Below are 18,553 nucleotides of genomic sequence, written 5' to 3' on the forward strand. Positions count from 1 at the left end.
AGCGATCATGTCCCTATTTGCGCCGTCAGCAATCACGTCCGACCTGCGGAAGACGAAACCTTTCGTGGCAAACCCCACACCGACCGCCGAATTCAGCAAGCGGGCAGAGCTGAAAATACCGGTTCCATTCAGGCGCAGGTTGCCTCGGCTCGCTACGTCGTCATTTCTGATTGCCGGCGACATCGCAAGCTACCTGATAGCCTATCTTCTTCTCCTGCCGTTCCTTTCGAACTCTTCGGAGAACATGGTGCTGGAGCGCGCTTTCGCCGTCGCAGCGCTGGCAGCAATCGTTCTTTATGCATCGAACGCGCTCTATCCCGGATATCGGCTTCACGACCACGAACATCTGCGCCGCCGCACGACAGCGTCCTTCAAGGTGGTGGTCATCGCAGCGCTTGGGGCGATCCTTCTGCCGGAAGGACTAGGAGTGCTGCTTCCAATCATCGCCTTCATGGGCCTCGGATTGGTTGTTCAACCTCTTATGCGTGTGGCCGCACGAGGACTGTCCTGGAGGCTTGGTATCTGGGGTGAGCGGGCAGTGATCGTCGGTGCCCGCAATCGCATCCCTGCGCTTGTGGCGTATTTCTCAGAGCATTGGCACTATGGCATTCGGCCGGAATTCTCTTCTCCCGATACCTCGGAAGTATCACCCGACGGCGGGCCGTCAATTGCCTTGATCGCTGACGATACGGGCTCATTTGTCGCCGACTTGGCAACGATGCGTCGCCAGTTCGCCGAAGTCATCCTCCTCTCCGACACGCCGAACTTCAAGATAACCGGTTTGCGACCGGCTGACGTCGGCGGAGAGATCGGTGTTCGCTTGGCCGTCGGTGGGAGATCGGCAAGCTCGAACCTGGTTCGTCGAGTCCTCGATCTCGTGATCGCTATCCCGGCAGCGCTGGTGCTGATGCCCTGCATTCTGGTTGCCGCCGCCGCGATCTATGCAATCGATCCGGGTCCCGTCTTCTTCAGACATGCCAGGGAAGGCTTGTCCGGCAAACCGGTGCGCGTCCTGAAACTGAGAACGATGTACAGAGATGCGGAACAGCGCCTCGAAACATTGTTCCGGGACAATCCGGACATACAAGCCGAGTGGTCGAACCACTTCAAGCTTCGGCAGGATCCGCGCATCCTGCCGGTGATCGGTCATGTCCTTCGCTCATCGAGTTTCGACGAACTCCCGCAGCTGGTGAACATCATTGCAGGAGAGATGTCCTTCGTGGGACCGCGTCCCTTCCCGGAATATCACCTTTCGGCGATGGACAGCGAGTTTCGCGCCAAGCGGCGCTCGGTAACGCCGGGGCTGACGGGGCTTTGGCAGATATCCGAACGAAGCAATGCGGATATCGAACTGCAGCAGCAACTGGACGAGTTCTACATCGACAATCGATCCTTGTGGTTCGATTGGCACATCCTTCTCAGCACAATTCCTGCGGTCCTGAAAGGCAAGGGAGCCTGCTGACATGTTCTCCATCCCGGTGGGCAAACATTAACAACGGAGCAAATCAATGCACGGACAGAAGCGAATTATGGTTACCGGCGGCACCGGATTTCTGGGATCATTCCTTTGCGAAAGGCTTTTGCGAGAGGGCAATGACGTTCTCTGCGTGGACAATTTCTATACCGGCTCGCGCGATAACGTACTGCACCTTCTTGACGATCCTCGTTTTGAAATACTCCGCCACGACATCACATTCCCGCTTTATGTGGAGGTCGATGAGATCTATAACCTCGCCTGCCCAGCATCTCCGGTCCACTACCAGCACGATCCCGTGCAGACCGTGAAGACCAATGTGCATGGGGCGATCAATATGCTCGGCCTGGCCAAGCGCACCAAGGCAAAGATCTTCCAGGCATCGACAAGCGAGGTCTATGGCGATCCGGCAGTCCATCCGCAGCCCGAGGAGTATCGCGGCAGCGTCAGCCCCATAGGCCCGCGGGCATGCTATGACGAAGGCAAGCGCTGCGCCGAGACGCTGTTCTTCGACTATCACCGTCAATATGGCGTGGAAATCCGGGTGGCGCGGATATTTAATACCTACGGTCCGCGAATGCAGACAAATGACGGCCGTGTCGTCTCCAATTTCATTGTTCAGGCGCTTCGCAACGAGCCGATTACAATCTTCGGCGACGGCAGGCAGACACGGTCGTTCTGCTACGTGGACGACCTGATCGACGGTTTCATCCGATTGATGGCGGCGCCCGCCGGGGTTACAGGACCGATCAATCTCGGCAATCCAGGAGAATTCCAGGTTCGGGAATTGGCAGAAATGGTGGTGGAAATGACCGGATCGAAGTCGGGCATCGTCTTCAAGCCTCTGCCGATTGACGATCCGACACAACGCAAGCCCGACATCAGCCGCGCAACGCAACAACTGGGCTGGCAGCCGAAGGTGAACCTTCGTGAGGGGCTTGAGAGAACAATCGCTTATTTTGAGTGGAAGCTTTCCGGCGGAGTAAACAACAGGTTCAACATCAAGTCCCGGCAAGTGCCCTATCCGCATCTGGCCTCTGCGAGCGTCGAAGTCAATGCTCCCGAAGCCATTCGATAGGGACATGAGCAGCAAGGCCGATCATCGGAAACCGCGGCTCGTTTTCTTTCAATGGGACCATCAGCCCAATGCGAACGCGGCCGGTTACCTGCTGCTGCACATGCAGCAGCAGGTCAAATGCCTCGCCACACATTTCGATGTCTTCGTCGTTAACCGCGACTGCGATTATGCCGAGATCTGCGACAGATACCAACCGGATCTGACGTTGTTTGAAAGCGGTTACCGATCGCATGGCTCACGTCGGATAAAAATCAGCAACACCAATACCCATCTCGCCGTTCCGAAACTTGGTCTTCATAACGCAGATGCATGGTGCGATCGACGCGCCGGCTTCCTTTCCGACATGGAGCAGTGGGGCATCGAGACGTATTTCGCGATCGCAACCATGGCGCCGGAGTATATGCCGGCGGTGAGGGAGAATCTGTTCGTCTGGCCAAATTTCATCGATCCCGAGGTCTATCACGACTACGGGCAGCTAAAGGTCATCCCGGTCACGCTCACGGGTCAGGCCTATGGCCTTTATCCCTGGCGACAGACAGTTTTTCCGATGATCCGCGACCGGTATCCCTGTCTGGTCTCGCCGCAACACGCCTATGAGAGCAAGCTGGCTGCCCAGCTCCTCTCTGGAGAAGCTTATGCGCGGGCGCTCAACGCGAGCTTTGTCGTCCCCACCTGCGGCACCATGGGCGGCGAGGTCGTACGCAAGCATTTTGAGATCCCCGGAGCAAAGGCCTGTCTCGCGACGGAGCGTACGGCAGCAGTGGAGGCAGCCGGCTTTGTCGACATGGAGAACTGCCTCTTTGTTGACGGCCGCAACGTGGTCGAGCGACTGGATTATCTTTTTGCCCATCCCGACGAAATAAGACGCATCACAACAGCCGGTTTCAACTTGATCCATTCACGTCATACGTTGAGCCACAGGCCGCAAATATATCAGTGGTTCATGCTGAACAGAGGCCTGCAATTCGGCGAAAAGATCATCCAGTCCGGCCCGTTCGGCGATCTTACAAAGGTCAGGCGTATCTCAAAGCAAGAGAGCGTCCATATCGTCGGGCAAGCAAGCGATCGTGTCTTGCTGAAGCAGGGGGACCTGCTTCTCCAACAGGGTAGGGTGGAGGAGGCCAAGCACTGCTACCTCAGCTGCCTCGACTATGTATCTTACCTGCCCGAAGCGAAATTGCGCCTTGCCGTCTGCGCATTGCAGGAGGGTGACGCCGATCGCGCTTATGACCTTCTGGTGGACCTTATCAAGGTGACCACCATCGAATATGGGGCACGCGATCCGGATCCGGTCGAGTGGGCCTACTTCCTTCTTGCTTTGATCTGCAGAGGCCAGTTTGAGCGGGCGCGGAGGCTGAAAAACTTCTATCCTTCTCTGTCGCATGACGAGTTCAGACGCGCGCGCCTCGTGATCGCTGAACTCGCTCGCTCAGCCGATGGGGTCGTCTCAGGACGGCATGGCATTGATCGGAAAAGCATTCATCAGCTTCCTGATCGAACCGATTCCGAGTGGCTTGCTTGGTTCGCCGATACTCTTGAACAGTGCCGGCAGCCAGATTTTGCAAGCGTTGTTCGTCAGGTTCGGGCTGGCGCAAGCGGTGGTGAGAAAGTAGCACCGCCACAGTTCAAACCTGATGCTGGTTGGCGCCTGCGAGTCTATTCGGGCATAGATGGCCTAATGATCAAGCTGCGCCTGAATGGGTTGAGGCCGAATGTGCCGCCTCTGCCGGAGTTCCGATATTTTTGGCATCTTGCGCGGCGTCTGGTCCCCCATTCGCAGAAAGCTCAGTTGAGCAAGATTCGGCTGGCGCTTTCCAAGCGTCCTTTGGGCACCGGCAATTAGCTGTGGGGAAATGCCACTGCGATAACAAGCACCTAAAGCGTGACACGCGAATCCGGAAGATCGCGGCACGCTTTAGATGATCGACTCGGTGGCGTATTTCCGTGCCGCCACCTCTAGAGAGAAAATGTGCTGGCGATGCGAAGCAAGGTCTATCGGCTGACCGCATCGGCACCGTCAGTTTGCTGCTAAGCCGCCCGAAAGATTACTTTGAAAAAGATCGTTGAGCTTGAACACGACTTCCGTTCTGTTAGTCGCCTTGACCTTTTTCATGATATTGCGGACATGCACCTTCACCGTGCTTTCTCTGAGATTGAGCTCGTAGGCGATGATCTTGTTCGCCTTTCCGCGTCGGAGCGCCTCCACCACTTCTGCCTGACGATCGGTGAAGATGCCGGAGAGCGGACGGGCGGTCGAGTTGCTCGAGTCCAGCAGGTGACGCATGGCGAACAAGGCGCTTGCAGGCACGAATATTCCTCCTGCCACCGACAGCGCGATCAGCTCCATGCAGACGCTGACGCTGACCGAGGCGGGTATGAACCCTTTGGCGCCGTACTCAAGAGCCCTAACGATTTGGCCGAAGTCGTCGCTATCGGCCAATACGATAAGGGGTGTAGACGCGAATTCCGAAGAAAGTTTGCGGATTTGCTCCGAAACGGCTGGTTCATCGACCTTTTTGCCGCCGATGTTCAAGAGGATTGCTGCAAGCGGAGCGTATTCGTCGCGCTTCTGCTTCCACTCCTCAATCGATCCAAACGCCAGAATCTGCAGGTCCGCTTTTTGCGCAGCCATGCATTGCGCCAGGCATTGGCGATCAAGTTCACGATTGTCGAGAATGACAAGCGAATGCGTTTGTCCCGCCGACAACGCGAGTGTGTGCGCGTTATTTTCTATCCTATGAAGAGGTACGTGTTCCTGCCTGAGGTCCAAATTCGGTATAAGTGCTGAATTCACAGCTTCACCCTCCCACTAACACGTTACGCTTCACTACGACCCGAGTACCGACCCCTCTCAATACGGGGGTTTGGGAAACTCTAAAGTAGGAATCGAATACCACAATTCGCGGAACGTTACAGTAGCTAATATAGGCTAAGTACAGCACAACTTACCGTATCGAATTTAAATCCGAAGATAAGCCTGAGTATAGACTTAGGTCTTACTACGATGTCTTCCAGATAGTCTATGTTATTATATTTCCGATTTGCCGCGGGCCACTAAACACATGGAAACAATCGCTGTCTTCGGCGTAGGCGCGGCGACGGGTAGGGAGGATGAGCCCGCCACCAATGCTGGTGCAGGGCATACACCAGGGCGTAAGTCGTCATAAGTAGATACGCCTTTGGGTGAATAAGCTTAAACGTTTTGTTTCTTTACTCGGATGACGAAAACAATTCTCTTTGAGGTGAGAGAAATATTTGTCCTGTTGGTTTGAAACCTTGGACGCAATCGCCCGATTGTCTGTTTCAACTGAAAATCGGGCCCTGTTAGGAGTAGTAGGGGTTTTCAGGGATGATTGCATCAAACGTCAAGCTGGGTGACGGCAGCGTCATCCACCATCGAGATCTCGTGAATCTGTATGGCTGCACGATCGGCGCAGGAACGCGCATCGGCACCTTTGTCGAAATTCAGAAGAATGTCGTAGTCGGGAGAGACTGCAAGATTTCCAGCCATTCCTTCCTCTGTGAGGGCGTGACGCTGGAAGACGGCGTGTTCATCGGCCACGGGGTCATGTTTACGAACGACACCTACCCGCGCGCCATTAATCCGGACGGCAGCCTGCAGACGGAGACCGACTGGATACTCATCCCTACACTCGTCAAGCGCCACGCGTCGATTGGCAGCAACGCCACCATCCTGCCCGGCGTGACCATCGGAGAGGCTGCGCAGGTCGGCGCCGGAGCGGTTGTAACAAAGGACGTGCCAGACGGCGCCATCGTCGCGGGCGTTCCGGCCAGGGTAATCGGCCGCGTCAATGACGGACCGGTAGACATGTTTGCGTTGGGAGAAATGGAATGATCGGTATCGCTGTTGTCGGATACGGGTATTGGGGTCCAAATCTGGTTCGTAACATCTCTGAAGCGGCCGGCGCCCATCTTGTTTCAGTCTGTGATCTCAATGTCGAACGGTTGGGGGCCGTCAAAAGCCGGTACCCCGCAATAACGGTCACGGACGATTTCGAGGAAGTCTTGCGCGATCCGAGAGTAGACGCGATCGCCATCGCGACGCCGGTCTCGACGCATTTCAAGCTTTCAATGCAGGCGATGATGGCCGGAAAGCATGTCTTCGTCGAAAAGCCGATGGCAGCGACGGCGGAAGAAGCGTCGCGAATGGTCGATGAAGCTGCGCGCCGACGCCTCGTGCTCGCCGTGGATCATACCTTCGTCCACACCGGCGCCGTCCGGAAAATGCGCGAACTGGTCGAAAGCGGCCTTGGCGACATGTATTATTACGACTCGGTTCGGGTCAATCTCGGGCTCTTTCAGCATGATGTCAGCGTCATCTGGGACCTCGCGGTGCACGATCTTTCCATCCTGGACCACGTCCTGCAGGAAAAACCGGTGGCTGTTTCCGCGACGGGCATGAGCCACGTGCTCGGCGAGCCGGAGAACATCGCCTATCTGACGCTCTTTTTCGAGAGCAAGCTCATCGCGCACATCCACGTCAATTGGCTGGCGCCGGTCAAGGTGCGCCGCACGCTGATCGGCGGCAGCAACAAGATGATCGTCTATGACGATCTCGAGCCCAGCGAAAAGATCAAGGTCTATGACAAGGGCATCACCATGTGCCCCAATTCCGATGCGTACGGCGAGAAGGTGCATCAGATGCTGGTCGGCTACCGCAGCGGCGATATGTGGGCACCCAAGCTCGATATGACCGAGGCATTGAAGCGCGAACTGGATCACTTCGTCGAGTGCATCGAGCAGAATTCCCGGCCCATTACGGACGGGCATGCCGGGTTGCGTGTCGTTCGGGTCCTTGAAGCCGCAAGCCGTTCGCTCGCGCAGCGCGGTCGTATCGTCGAGCTCGAAGAGGCGAGGCGCATCGCATGATCCCCTTTTTGGACCTCAGAGCACAATATCAATCGATCAAGAGCGAAATCGACGCCGCCGTGCTCGGCGTGCTCGCCTCTGGGCAATACATACTGGGCGAGGAAGTCATCCGCCTTGAGCAGGAATTTGCGGATTATTGCAACGTCAAACACGCGATCGCCGTCAACACCGGGACGAGTGCCCTGCATCTGTCTTTGCTTGCGGCGGGCGTTGGTCCCGGCGATGAAGTCATCACCGTCCCATTCACCTTCGTCGCGACTGTGTCGGCTATCTGTTACACGGGCGCAACACCGGTATTCGTCGATGTGGAGCCCGTGACGCTCACGATGGATCCCGCTCAACTCGAGGCGAAGATTACCTCCCGGACCAAGGCGATCATTCCCGTCCATCTCTACGGCCAGATGGCCGATATGGATGGCATAATGGCAGTCGCTGATCACTACCGGATCCCGGTCATCGAGGACGCCTGCCAGGCACATGGCGCGCGGTATAAGGGCGCGCGCGCCGGCAGCATCGGCGCATCGGGCTGCTTCAGCTTCTATCCCGGTAAGAACCTCGGCGCCTGCGGCGAGGGCGGCATCGCCGTCACGAACAGCGATGAGCAGGCCAAGACAATGCGCATGCTGCGCGACTGGGGTCAGGAACAGCGCTATCACCATCTGCTGAAGGGCTTCAACTACCGCATGGATGCCATCCAGGGTGCAATCCTGCGCGTCAAGCTCCGGCATCTCGAAGCCTGGACCGAAGCTCGCCGTTCGCATGGCCGCCGCTACTCCTCGCTGCTTGCAGGATCGCCGCATTTGCGAACGCCTGTCGAGGCTGCCGAGCGGCGGCATGTCTACCATGTCTATGCCGTCAGAAGCAGCGATCGCGACGGCCTGCAGCGTGTGCTCACAGCAGAGGGCATTCCATCCGGTCTGCACTATCCTATTCCCGTTCATTTGCAAAAGGCCCATGCCGACCTCGGTTACCAAGCAGGGGACTTCCCGGTCTCGGAAGCCGCCGCACGCGAGGTTCTCTCCTTGCCGATCTACCCTGAAATGCCCGTACAGCACGTCGATCAGGTCGCGGCTGCGCTGGAGTATGCCTATGTCAGCTAGTCCACGCGAGGCTCGTGTCGTGCAGGCCGTCCACGGCCGCAGCCAGAAGCCGGCAGATCCAGCCTATCAAGCGGGGCTCGCCGAAGAGCTCAGGCAAGCATATGGGCGCGCCGGCCTGATCGAACTCTACGGCCGCTTCGCGACAGGCGACGGCGTCGTCGACGCGCTGATGCGCAAAGCCATCTGGCGGGCTATCACGCGCAGCTGCGGCGAAGGTCTGCAGGTCGCAGGCGGCGCCGGTTTCAAACATCCGGAAACCTTCGAAATCGGCAATGGCGTGTTCATCGGCGCTCAGGCCTACATCCAGGGACGCTACGATGGCACCTGCGTCATCGGCGACAATGTCTGGATCGGCCCGATGGCCTATTTCGACGCGCGCGAACTTGTGATCGAGGATTCTGTCGGGTGGGGGCCGGGCGCCAAGGTGCTTGGCTCGACCCACACCGCACTGCCGATAGACGTGCCGATCATCCGTACGGATCTTGAAATCAAGCCGGTCCGCATCTGTGCCGAGGCCGATATCGGAACGAATGCGACCATTCTTCCCGGCGTGACCATCGGGAAGGGGGCGATCGTTGGAGCGGGTGCAGTTGTCGTTTCCGACGTCGAGCCGTTCTCGGTTGCCGCCGGTGTACCGGCGAAATTCATACGTTGGCGTTCGGAGAATGATCCGATGACGAACATGTCGCGTAAGGAAAGATCATGAGAAACAAACGGGTGCTCATCACCGGCGGTGCCGGTCTGATCGGTTCGCATATTGCCGATCTTGTTGCATTGGAAAAACCTCGCGAGATCATCGTCCTCGACAATTTCGTGCGCGGGCGCCGGGACAATCTCAGCACGGCAATATCAAGCGGCTCCGTCAACATCATCGAAGGTGATATCCGCGACAGGGCACTGCTGGCGAAAACCTTCGAAGGCGTCGACGTCGTCTTTCACCAGGCGGCGATCCGCATCACGCAATGCGCGGAAGAACCGCGGCTCGCCTTCGATGTTCTGGCCGAGGGCACGTTCAACGTCCTCGAAGCTGCCGTGAAGGCAGGCGTGTCGAAGGTCGTTGCTGCTTCCTCCGCCTCGGTGCTGGGGCTGGCCGAAAGCTTCCCGACGACCGAGCAGCATCATCCCTACAATAACCGGACGATCTATGGTGCGGCGAAGACGTTCAATGAGGGGCTGCTGCGCAGCTTCGCGGAAATGTATGGCCTGCGCTATGTGGCGCTGCGTTATTTCAACGTCTACGGACCGCGAATGGACGTTTACGGCGCCTATACGGAAGTGCTGATCCGTTGGATGGAGCGCCTGGCGGCTGGAATGCCGCCGCTCATTTATGGAGATGGCAGCCAGACGATGGACTTCGTCGATGCACGCGACATCGCGCGCGCAAACATTCTCGCCGCAAAGAGCGACGTCACGGACGAAGTATTCAATGTCGCGAGCGGACAGGAAATAAGCCTCCTGGAACTCGCTCAGATGCTGAGCAGCGTCATGGGCGTTTCACTCGAGCCACAGCACAAAGAAGCCCGGACCGTCAACGGCGTAACCCGTCGTCTCGCTGATATCAGCAAGGCCGAACGGCTCCTCGGTTTCAAGGCGGAGATATCAATGGAACAGGGGCTTCGCGATCTCGTTGCCTGGTGGCAGCAGCAGACCGCCGCGGGAGGGGCGGCAGCATGAGCTCACCTCAATCCACAATTCCAGTCGCCAAACCCGTCCTCGGAGAGGAAGAGGCCGAGGCCGCACGCCGGGTCATCCTGTCGGGGTGGGTCACGCAGGGGCCGGAAGTCGCGGCATTTGAGAAGGAATTCGCGGCGTTCGTCGGCACTGAGCACGCCTGCGCCGTTTCCAACTGCACGACCGCGCTTCATCTCGCCTTGATGGCGGTTGGCGTAGGTTCCGGTGACGAAGTCATCACGGTCAGCCATTCGTTCATCGCCACCGCGAACGCTGTTCGATACTGCAATGCGGTGCCCGTCTTCGTCGATATCGAGCCGGATGGCTACAATATCGACCCCAGCTTGATCGAAGCGGCAATCACGCCCCGCACCAAAGCAATCCTGTGCGTGCATCAACTCGGCATGCCCTGCGATCTCCGTTCGATCGTGGAGATCGGCAAGCGCAATTCGATACCGGTTATCGAGGACGCGGCCTGTGCGACGGGAAGCGAAATCCTGTGGGAAGGGCGTTGCGAAAAGATCGGCAAACCGCATGGCGATATTGCCTGCTTCTCTTTCCATCCCCGAAAGGTCGTCACCACCGGTGATGGCGGCATGCTGACGACTGTGAATCCGGAATATGACCGAAAATTCCGGCTGTGGCGCCAACATGGCATGAGCGTCACCGACGCTGTCCGCCATGGCTCCAAACAGGTGATCTTCGAGGACTATGATGAGCTCGGCTATAACTACCGTATGACCGACCTACAGGCGGCGGTCGGACGGGTGCAACTGCGGCGGCTGCCGGAGCTGGTTGCACAGCGACGGCGATTTGCCTCGCAATATTGCGAGAGGCTATCCACGATCCCAGGTCTGTCGGTTCCGACCGAGCCCCGCTGGGCTCGCAGTAACTGGCAAAGCTTCTGCGTGAGATTGTCCGACGAAATCGACCAGCGAGCCGTCATGCAGGCGCTGCTCGATCAAGGAATATCGACGCGGCGCGGCGTGATGAACATTCATCTCGAGGGCGCCTATTCCGGTCAAAACTCCCATCGCATCGCCACCAACCTGCCAAGAAGCGTTTCTGCGCAGCAGCAAACCGTCATCCTGCCGCTTTATGCTCAGATGACGGAGGCGGATCTCGTCAGGGTCGTCGACACATTGCGCCGGGCCATCATCGACGTCAGCACCGGGCGCGCCGCCCATCAGCCCGTTGAGCACGTCGTACCTGCCTGAAGTGACGCCTGCACGAGGCGGCATGTCGATACAACATCAGAAAAGCGCGCATCATCTGAAGCGCGCTTTCTCATGCGAATTTCGTGATCCATCCTCTGACGATTGCGGGCACCGATTCCGGCGGAAGCAGTTTGACCAACATGCGTAGCGAGTAAAGCCCTGTCACGACTGCTGCGACGCAGCCGATCACCATCGCCGCCCATGACGGTAACAGGAAAAAGGCTGAGACGACCAGTCCCGATGCCGGCAGGAAGAGAAACGCGTGCCTGCGATTGGCGCGCGACCAGCGAAAGCCGGTGAGGCGATACACGATCACGTAAATCAGAATACTATGCCAGACGTAGAGGCCGAAGAACGCCGCGCCGGCTCCTGTCGTGCCGAACTTTGATACGAAGAGCCACGCCAGCCCCACATGCACCAGCGTTGCTGCGACCTCCGTCCAGAAGAAGATCGTCTGCGCACCCTTCGCCAGGACGATGAAGCCCATCGGCCAAGCGACGATCCTGAGCATCATTCCAAGGCAGATCCATCGCAGAAGCTCCACGGCCCCATGAAACTCCGCGGAATAGAACATGCTCATCACGAGCGGGGCGAGGGTCAGGGTGGCGATCAGACCGGGGCCGGCCAGTAGCATGCTGATTTCCGCCTGCTCATTGACCAGCCGATTGCACTCGACATCGTTGTCCACGATTGCGGTCAAGCGCGGATAGAAGTCTGTCCCCATCGCCTGCAGGATGAAACCGGCGTAGAGGCCGCCAAGCGCCCAGGCTGCCTGGTACAACCCCGCCGCCACAACGCCTCCTTCATTCAGCACGATGATGCGGATAGCATAGGCCGCGCCGAAGGTCAGAAGTCCGCTTGCCATGAAAGCGACGCCGAGCCTGAACAGGGCTTTCGCTTCTCGGCCGAACTGGCGTGCCGACATCGGCGGTGGCTGCGTGGATATTTGTTTGCTGTACCACCAGGTGGGAAGAACCGAGACGGCCGCGATCGCCACGAGAGAGGGTACAATCGCCTTTTCGCCGAACAGATAAATCAACGGGATGCTGACAATCGTGCCGAAGAGTCCGGAGAGCACGTTGATGCGGGCAAGATTCGCAATGCCCCGCAAGCCCTGGATCAAAGCAGCCTGTCCGGCAGACACAATGCGAAAGAATACGGCGAGGGAGAGCAGCACAATGCCGCCGACGTGCTGGTAGTCGCCGAAGGTGAGATTGGAGACCGGAAAGGCCAGCACCGCAAGCAACAGCCCGCCGAACAACCCGAGCACCAGCGAGATGCGTCTGAGCGCTGTCGCCGACCGCGCGATCCTCTCTCCGTCGTCGGCGCCCGCCGCCTCGGCGACCCGGCGCACACCGCTGCTGCTCACGCCCAGACCAGCTATTGCCTGCGCGATATCGAGGATTGCCCCGTAAAGGCCGATAAGCCCCACTCCTTCCGGCCCGAGCAGAACAGCCAGGGCTTTGTTGCGAACGATGCTGAGAGCGACATTCACCAGCGAGGAACCGCCCATCAATATCGTCGACTTCAAGATTTGGGTATAAGACTGACCGCTGGGTGGGATCATGCGCAAGGTCATCAGATATCCCTAGCTTTTATCCTGTCGGGCAGCATCTCCGACGCTTTACCCCGGGCCCGGCGCCCAACGCAGCTTCGGAGATGCGCGGCGCGCGCGGTCTTCTTGAGACCGTCATATCGCTCATGATATTCGAGGCGGCGGGATCTCACATCTCTCGGTCTCACGGCCGCTTTCACCGTGATCGTGCTTTCGCCACAGGTCACTGGCTTGCCCGATTTGCAAGCGTCTCTGGCTCCATCTCCCCAGATTGATCGGAGGTGGGCTCGGACGGCTCGTCCGAAATTTGCGGCCGAACAACTCTCACGACGTCACCCGGCGCTAGCGTCGTCGTTTCTGAGGCTTGGAATTGATCGATTCGTCCTTCGTTACGCCGGCTGACGGTAAAAGTGATCGGGAGCTCCACGCTGCGGTTTTTCAAGCCGTCGTCGGCAGCAAGTTCATCGATAAGCAGCTTCTGCGTCATCTCACGCTTCATTTTGAGCTGATCGAGATTTGCCCGTTCCGCCTGCGCTTCGACCGCGACTTCGCTCCGACGCGTGTCGGACAGGCCCTCGAGGTTCCGCGTTGTCTCGCTAACTGCCTGACGACCCCGCATGATGGCGGTAACCAGGTCGAGCTTGTCGGAACGGTAGGTCGTCAGCAACCGTTCCAGGTCCAACTGCCTCGACGAGATCGTGAGGCCTTTCTGCACCAGGGACTTGACGCTGGTCAGCTGGTCCTCAACTGATTTGATATTATCGTCTGCGCCCACCAGTTTCTCTTCCAAAGTCGAGATTTCGGTGGTCAAAAGTTCGCGCAGTTCCGTGAGCGCCTTTGACTGCCGCTCCAGCGCATTTGCACGAGCTTGAAAAATGACCCTCTCCTCGCTGTATATCCCAGCGGAAAATTGCTGATCGGCGCCCGCCGCCTGATCGAAGGTAATTTCCTTCGCACCGGCCATCTCGGCCTGGAGTCGCGACAGTTTCGCCGTGCTGCGAAGGATGGAGTGATCGATTTCCCGCAATTCGCCGACGAGCTTGATCGACTCCGTTTGCAGCGGAGTTTTAGAGCGAAACGGGCCGCCGCTCATAGCCAGGGATTGCAGAACGGTAAGCCCGGGACGAAATTTATATTCTCCGGGCGTGGTGACGTCTCCCACAACATAGATTGGTGGATATTCGAGAATTTCGATCGTGACCGCGGGTGGCTGAACCAACCCGATTTTTTCCTGCAGGCGCTTGGCGATCTCGTTTATGAGATTGGTTTTTTCGAGATTGCCGACGGAAAGGGATCCGAGAAAAGGCAAGAAAAGCGTGCTCTCATCCGAGACCGTGTATTCGCCGCCAAGCGCATCCCATCGTTCATATTGGCCTTTGGATTGCACCCATTGCACGATCGTCAGACGGATTTTCGTTTGCGGAGGCAAGGACGCGCTATCGGCGAGAGCCGGCGACATCGCTCCGCCAAGAAAGGCGAGTGCGCCGATGGCAAACGTCGTGCGAAAGAGCAGCTGGAGGATGCGGTGCGATGAATTCATATACATATCTCGCCTGCGAAACATTCTTCAACGGATGCTGATCCAATCCCTTGCCGCTGTTCGACCGCCGGCCGGCAGGTCCGAAGCCACATCGTTAGTGTGCAGTCTGGCGAAGGCTTGAGGAAGGTGAAGGTCGTTTGCTTTGCCTCATCACTATTGATGAGATAGGGTGGGTGCCTCAGTCTAAATCGAGCAGGAGCGTATATCACGGAGAGGTATCATCCTGAAAAATCGCGATCATGCACGCAGGAATAGGCGCACTCGCATCGAAGGATTGAGATCGCATGCTCGTGCCCGATTGTAGTCCCCAGATGCAGACGGCCTTTGTCATCGCTTGGTCGATCCGGTCCGTTGCTTCCTGCCTGGGCGTTTCCAGCGTCAGTGCCGCCATGTGGCGATGATGGACGAAGCCGTCGCCGCGGCTTGAGGCCCTGCACGGAGCGCAGCGAGCTTTGCGGCCCGTCGCACCCGTCATTAGTTCATGCAACACGGCTGGTGCCCAAAGGATGCCGCCCGTAGAGCGAAAGGCGTAGGATATACTCGCTTATTTTTCGACTATACTTCCCAGAGTCGTTTCAAGCGATCCTCATAGATTTGATCCGATAAATATAGCGAGAGGTACCCGCCATGTATCGCAACGCTCGCCGGTGGATTTCGCACTCACTTCTGGTGGATTCGTTGGTGCCCCGATGGCTGACCGTCGGGGGAAAGGAAAGACCGCGCAAGCCGGCCGAAAAAAGTAAGGATAGAGCTCAACTTGCGGCATCGGCGCAAACCGCCGACGGACACAAGCAGGGCGCCCTTGTCGACGATCCCTATACGGATGCGGCCCTCAACGAGCATGATGGCGGGCAGAAAGCGCACGTGAACGGCGAGGCGGACAACAGCCTCGAAGAGCAGTCCTTGCCTGACACTTTCGCAAAGCCTGGCGAAATGGGAATTCGAAGCGGTGATGCGGCCACGCTGTCGGATCTTATGCCGGAGTTTGCGAATTTCCAGGGGCCCGCTAACGGAGTTGCGTTCGGGGGTGCAGCGTCCCTTCAGCGCACCTCTACCGCAATGAGCTCCATGGGCGACGATCCTCTGGCTCCCTATCTGCCGCAAAGTCCTGCGCCGACAGATTCGGGGCAAGGTGCTCCTAAGGTGGCGGCCGGGCGTGCTCATTCGGGCAAGGTCGTCATTCTCGAATCGAGCCCGTCAGGGCAGACGACAGCGCACGACGCCGGCGCGAATTCGCTGGCCTTCGGCATGCCCTTTGGCGTGTGCGGGTGCGGCTACTTTACCTCCCCCACTCGGATTCTCGATTGGGCTCATGGCGGCGCCCTGCTTCAACAGGACGGTCAATTGCCGGGGACCAGGCTGACCGAAGGGCCGGACTATGTGGCTATTAAGCAGGCCATCGGCGCCTCGGTCAGCGATCCGCTTCTCGATCGTGACTTGTCCCCACTCTCGGGGTGGCCCGGCACTGCAACATGGTCGGACGCGGCGCTCACCAATGGAACCCTGCCAGGTGGGGGAGAGACGGGAACGGGAACAAAATCCAAGGATATCGGTATCCTGTCCGGCTCTGTGACGAAGCCACCTAAGCCTTCTACGCAGGGGTCATCGACAACGCAGAGCCTGGCGGCCGCGGCGGTGGCCAGCAACGCAATCGTGCTGGAAAACCAGAAGCAGGGCAATCCGGAGAGCGAGTGGGGCATCGTCGGTGCCGGTAGCTCCAACATCGAAGGCTTTGCGACTGACATCAGCGTCGACAACGGCAAGACGATCAGCTTCAAGATCAATACCAACTCCACCAACTACCGGATCGACATCTATCGGCTCGGCTATTATGGCGGCATGGGCGCCCGCAAGGTCGCGACCATGCAGCACACCGGGTTGCAGACTCAGCCCAGTCCGTTGCGCAATGCCACGACCGGCACAGTGGACGCCGGCAACTGGGCCGTCTCGGCGTCATGGACCGTACCTGATGATGCCGTCTCGGGCGTCTACATCGCCAAGCTCGTGCGTCAGGATGGCACCGCTGGCTCGAACCACATTCCGTTCATCGTGCGCGACGACGACAGCCACAGCGACGTCGTCTTCCAGACCGCGGATGAGACCTGGCAAGCTTACAACGGCTGGGGTGGCGCAAACTTGTATGGCGGCAACGGGCCGGCGACGGGGCAAGGTGCCGGTCGCGCCTATGCGGTCAGCTACAACAGGCCGATTGCCACCCGCGGCGGCGTCGGCACTTACGCCGGTCCCCAAGACTATCTGTTCGGCGCCGAATATGCGGGAATCTATTGGCTGGAACAGAACGGCTATGACGTCTCCTATCTGTCGGGTGTCGACGCCGACCGCTATGGCAGCCTCTTGCTCAATCACAAGACCTATATCGATGCCGGGCATGACGAATATTGGTCGGGGCAGCAGAGAACCAATGTCGAGGCTGCGCGCGATGCGGGCGTCAACCTGATGTTCTGGAGCGGCAACGAAGTCTATTGGCGCACCCGCTGGGGCAACGCCTATAGCGCCGACGGCACGCCCTACCGCACCCTGATCACCTACAAGGAGACATGGGCGGGCGGCGATATCGATCCTTCCGACCAATGGACAGGCACCTTCCGCGATCCACGCTTCAGCCCACCGGCTATTGGCGGCGGCAATCCCGAGAATTCGCTGACCGGTCAATTGTTCAAGGTCGACGATGTCGGCAGCAACCTCGGCGCGATCACCGTTGGCTATGATGATGCCAACCTTCGCTTCTGGCGCAATACGAGCGTTGCCAATCTTCAGCCCGGGCAGACGGCGACGCTCACCAAGAACTATCTCGGTTACGAATGGGACGAGGCGCCCGATAACGGCTTCGATCCTGCCGGCCTGGTGAAGCTGTCGTCGACGACACTTCCGGTCAGCACCTACTTGCTCGATTACGGAAACACGACCGGCAATGCGACCGCGACCCACAATCTGACGCTCTATCGCGCCCCCAGCGGTGCGCTGGTGTTCGGCGCCGGCACGGTCTACTGGACATGGGGGCTCAGCGACAATCACGACCTCACAGCGACTCCGACGGATCCTCGCGTGCAGCAGGCAATGGTCAATTTGCTTGCCGACATGGGCATTCAGCCTGGAACACTGCAGTCGGGGCTCACCGCCGGGACCGCGTCGTTGGACCACACTGCGCCGACATCGGTCATCACAGTGCCCGCCACGGCGACCGTTGGATCCACCGTGACGATTACCGGCACCGCTGCCGATACCGGAGGCGGGGTCATCGCCGCGGTCGAGGTTTCAACCGACAACGGGGCGAGCTGGCATCCGGCGACGGGCGATGAGAACTGGACTTATACCTGGCAGCCGCAAACCGCGGGCACCTATACCATCCGGTCTCGCGCAGTCGATGATAACGTCAACCTGGAAACGCCCTCTGCGGGACGAACGGTCACCGTCAGCGGGCCGAGTTACACCTCTCTCTTCGGTTCGGGGACGCCAGCGGTCGTCAACACCAACGATACCTCGGCGGTTGAACTCGGCTTCAAATTCCAGACGTCTGTGGCAGGCACGGTCACTGGCATTCGTTTTTATAAGGGCAGTCAGGATACCGGCACGCATACCGGTTCACTGTGGTCGAGTACCGGCACGCGGATTGCGACCCTCACCTTCACGAACGAGACTGCCAGCGGCTGGCAGACCGCCTATTTCACCAGTCCGGTATCGCTGACGGTCGGACAAACCTACACTGCATCTTACCATACCAATACCGGTCACTATTCGTCGACGACCGGCTACTTCACCTCAAATGTAACCAGCGGTCCGCTCACGGCGCCGGCCAGCGGCAATGGCGTCTATGCCTATGGCAGCAACAGCCTATTCCCCACGAGCACCTTCCAGTCGACGAACTATTGGGTCGATGTGATGTTTACGACGCCGAGCTCGAATACGACGCCGACGGCGGTTGCCGATGCAGGGGATGCGACCGAGAAGGGTGGTGTGGCCAATGGTTCGGGCGGCGTGGCCGCCAGCGGCAACGTGCTGACCAACGA

The 18,553-nt window shown here is 58.6% G+C and carries 13 protein-coding genes; 10 read left to right on the top strand and 3 right to left on the bottom strand.

Going from position 1 to position 18,553, the window contains the following annotated elements; translation table 11 throughout:
• Window positions 1-7: 7 nt before the first annotated feature.
• From CO660_RS30755 to CO660_RS30765, 3 genes are read left to right on the top strand one after another with little or no spacing between them, the layout of a single operon-like run.
• Complete coding sequence (locus CO660_RS30755; protein ID WP_176536412.1) at window positions 8-1,462, top strand: sugar transferase; 1,455 nt, start codon at window positions 8-10, stop codon at window positions 1,460-1,462.
• A 46-nt stretch (window positions 1,463-1,508) separates the two neighbouring features.
• Entirely contained in the window at window positions 1,509-2,552 is a 1,044-nt protein-coding gene (locus tag CO660_RS30760) for a UDP-glucuronic acid decarboxylase family protein (RefSeq protein ID WP_097601714.1), read from the top strand.
• Window positions 2,553-2,556: 4 nt separating this feature from the next.
• A complete protein-coding gene (locus CO660_RS30765; RefSeq protein WP_097601715.1) occupies window positions 2,557-4,395 on the top strand; it encodes a glycosyltransferase in 1,839 nt (612 codons plus the stop codon).
• 174 nt (window positions 4,396-4,569) lie between these two features.
• Here CO660_RS30765 and CO660_RS30770 read toward each other — a convergent pair whose 3' ends face one another.
• Entirely contained in the window at window positions 4,570-5,346 is a 777-nt protein-coding gene (locus CO660_RS30770; RefSeq protein WP_097601716.1) for a response regulator transcription factor, read from the bottom strand.
• A 555-nt stretch (window positions 5,347-5,901) separates the two neighbouring features.
• Between CO660_RS30770 and CO660_RS30775 the strand changes: the two genes are divergently transcribed.
• Genes CO660_RS30775 through CO660_RS30800 form a run of 6 tightly spaced genes read left to right on the top strand, consistent with a single transcriptional unit; the run spans window position 5,902 to window position 11,430 of the window.
• Entirely contained in the window at window positions 5,902-6,408 is a 507-nt protein-coding gene (locus tag CO660_RS30775; protein WP_085777572.1) for an acyltransferase, read from the top strand.
• Entirely contained in the window at window positions 6,405-7,442 is a 1,038-nt protein-coding gene (locus CO660_RS30780; protein ID WP_097601717.1) for a Gfo/Idh/MocA family oxidoreductase, read from the top strand. The genes CO660_RS30775 and CO660_RS30780 overlap by 4 nt, the downstream gene beginning before the upstream one ends.
• Entirely contained in the window at window positions 7,439-8,542 is a 1,104-nt protein-coding gene (locus CO660_RS30785; protein ID WP_097601718.1) for a DegT/DnrJ/EryC1/StrS family aminotransferase, read from the top strand. Before CO660_RS30780 ends, CO660_RS30785 begins: the two co-directional genes overlap by 4 nt.
• Window positions 8,532-9,248, top strand: a complete 717-nt coding sequence (locus CO660_RS30790; protein ID WP_097601719.1) for an acyltransferase — start codon at window positions 8,532-8,534, stop codon at window positions 9,246-9,248. Before CO660_RS30785 ends, CO660_RS30790 begins: the two co-directional genes overlap by 11 nt.
• Entirely contained in the window at window positions 9,245-10,216 is a 972-nt protein-coding gene (locus tag CO660_RS30795; protein WP_097601720.1) for an NAD-dependent epimerase/dehydratase family protein, read from the top strand. Before CO660_RS30790 ends, CO660_RS30795 begins: the two co-directional genes overlap by 4 nt.
• A complete protein-coding gene (locus CO660_RS30800) occupies window positions 10,213-11,430 on the top strand; it encodes a DegT/DnrJ/EryC1/StrS family aminotransferase (RefSeq protein WP_097601721.1) in 1,218 nt (405 codons plus the stop codon). The genes CO660_RS30795 and CO660_RS30800 overlap by 4 nt, the downstream gene beginning before the upstream one ends.
• A 70-nt stretch (window positions 11,431-11,500) precedes the next feature.
• On the opposite strand, the gene CO660_RS30805 is transcribed toward CO660_RS30800, so the two are convergent.
• Together CO660_RS30805 and CO660_RS30810 are read right to left on the bottom strand one after the other, a co-directional pair.
• Window positions 11,501-13,009 carry an O-antigen translocase gene (locus tag CO660_RS30805; protein WP_097601722.1) on the bottom strand — a complete coding sequence of 503 codons (1,509 nt, stop codon included), beginning with the start codon at window positions 13,007-13,009 and terminating at the stop codon, window positions 11,501-11,503.
• A 199-nt stretch (window positions 13,010-13,208) separates the two neighbouring features.
• On the bottom strand, window positions 13,209-14,525 hold the full coding sequence (locus CO660_RS30810) for an SLBB domain-containing protein (RefSeq protein WP_176536413.1): 1,317 nt from the start codon (window positions 14,523-14,525) through the stop codon (window positions 13,209-13,211).
• A 627-nt stretch (window positions 14,526-15,152) separates the two neighbouring features.
• Here CO660_RS30810 and CO660_RS30815 point away from each other — a divergent pair.
• A partial coding sequence (locus tag CO660_RS30815) for a N,N-dimethylformamidase beta subunit family domain-containing protein (protein WP_097601724.1) occupies window positions 15,153-18,553 on the top strand: 3,401 nt, incomplete at its 3' end.

It is taken from the genome of Rhizobium sp. L9 (genome assembly GCF_002531885.1).
In the GTDB taxonomy this organism is placed as follows: Bacteria; Pseudomonadota; Alphaproteobacteria; order Rhizobiales; family Rhizobiaceae; genus Rhizobium.

Excerpts from the sequence above, each read along its gene's own strand:
- CO660_RS30785 (WP_097601718.1), top strand. The coding sequence starts at position 7,439 with ATGATCCCCTTTTTGGACCTCAGAGCACAATATCAATCGATCAAGAGC.
- CO660_RS30765 (WP_097601715.1), top strand. The coding sequence starts at position 2,557 with ATGAGCAGCAAGGCCGATCATCGGAAACCGCGGCTCGTTTTCTTTCAA.
- CO660_RS30805 (WP_097601722.1), bottom strand. The coding sequence starts at position 13,009 with ATGACCTTGCGCATGATCCCACCCAGCGGTCAGTCTTATACCCAAATC.
- CO660_RS30780 (WP_097601717.1), top strand. The coding sequence starts at position 6,405 with ATGATCGGTATCGCTGTTGTCGGATACGGGTATTGGGGTCCAAATCTG.
- CO660_RS30755 (WP_176536412.1), top strand. The coding sequence starts at position 8 with ATGTCCCTATTTGCGCCGTCAGCAATCACGTCCGACCTGCGGAAGACG.
- CO660_RS30790 (WP_097601719.1), top strand. The coding sequence starts at position 8,532 with ATGTCAGCTAGTCCACGCGAGGCTCGTGTCGTGCAGGCCGTCCACGGC.
- CO660_RS30800 (WP_097601721.1), top strand. The coding sequence starts at position 10,213 with ATGAGCTCACCTCAATCCACAATTCCAGTCGCCAAACCCGTCCTCGGA.
- CO660_RS30760 (WP_097601714.1), top strand. The coding sequence starts at position 1,509 with ATGCACGGACAGAAGCGAATTATGGTTACCGGCGGCACCGGATTTCTG.
- CO660_RS30775 (WP_085777572.1), top strand. The coding sequence starts at position 5,902 with ATGATTGCATCAAACGTCAAGCTGGGTGACGGCAGCGTCATCCACCAT.
- CO660_RS30810 (WP_176536413.1), bottom strand. The coding sequence starts at position 14,525 with ATGAATTCATCGCACCGCATCCTCCAGCTGCTCTTTCGCACGACGTTT.
- CO660_RS30795 (WP_097601720.1), top strand. The coding sequence starts at position 9,245 with ATGAGAAACAAACGGGTGCTCATCACCGGCGGTGCCGGTCTGATCGGT.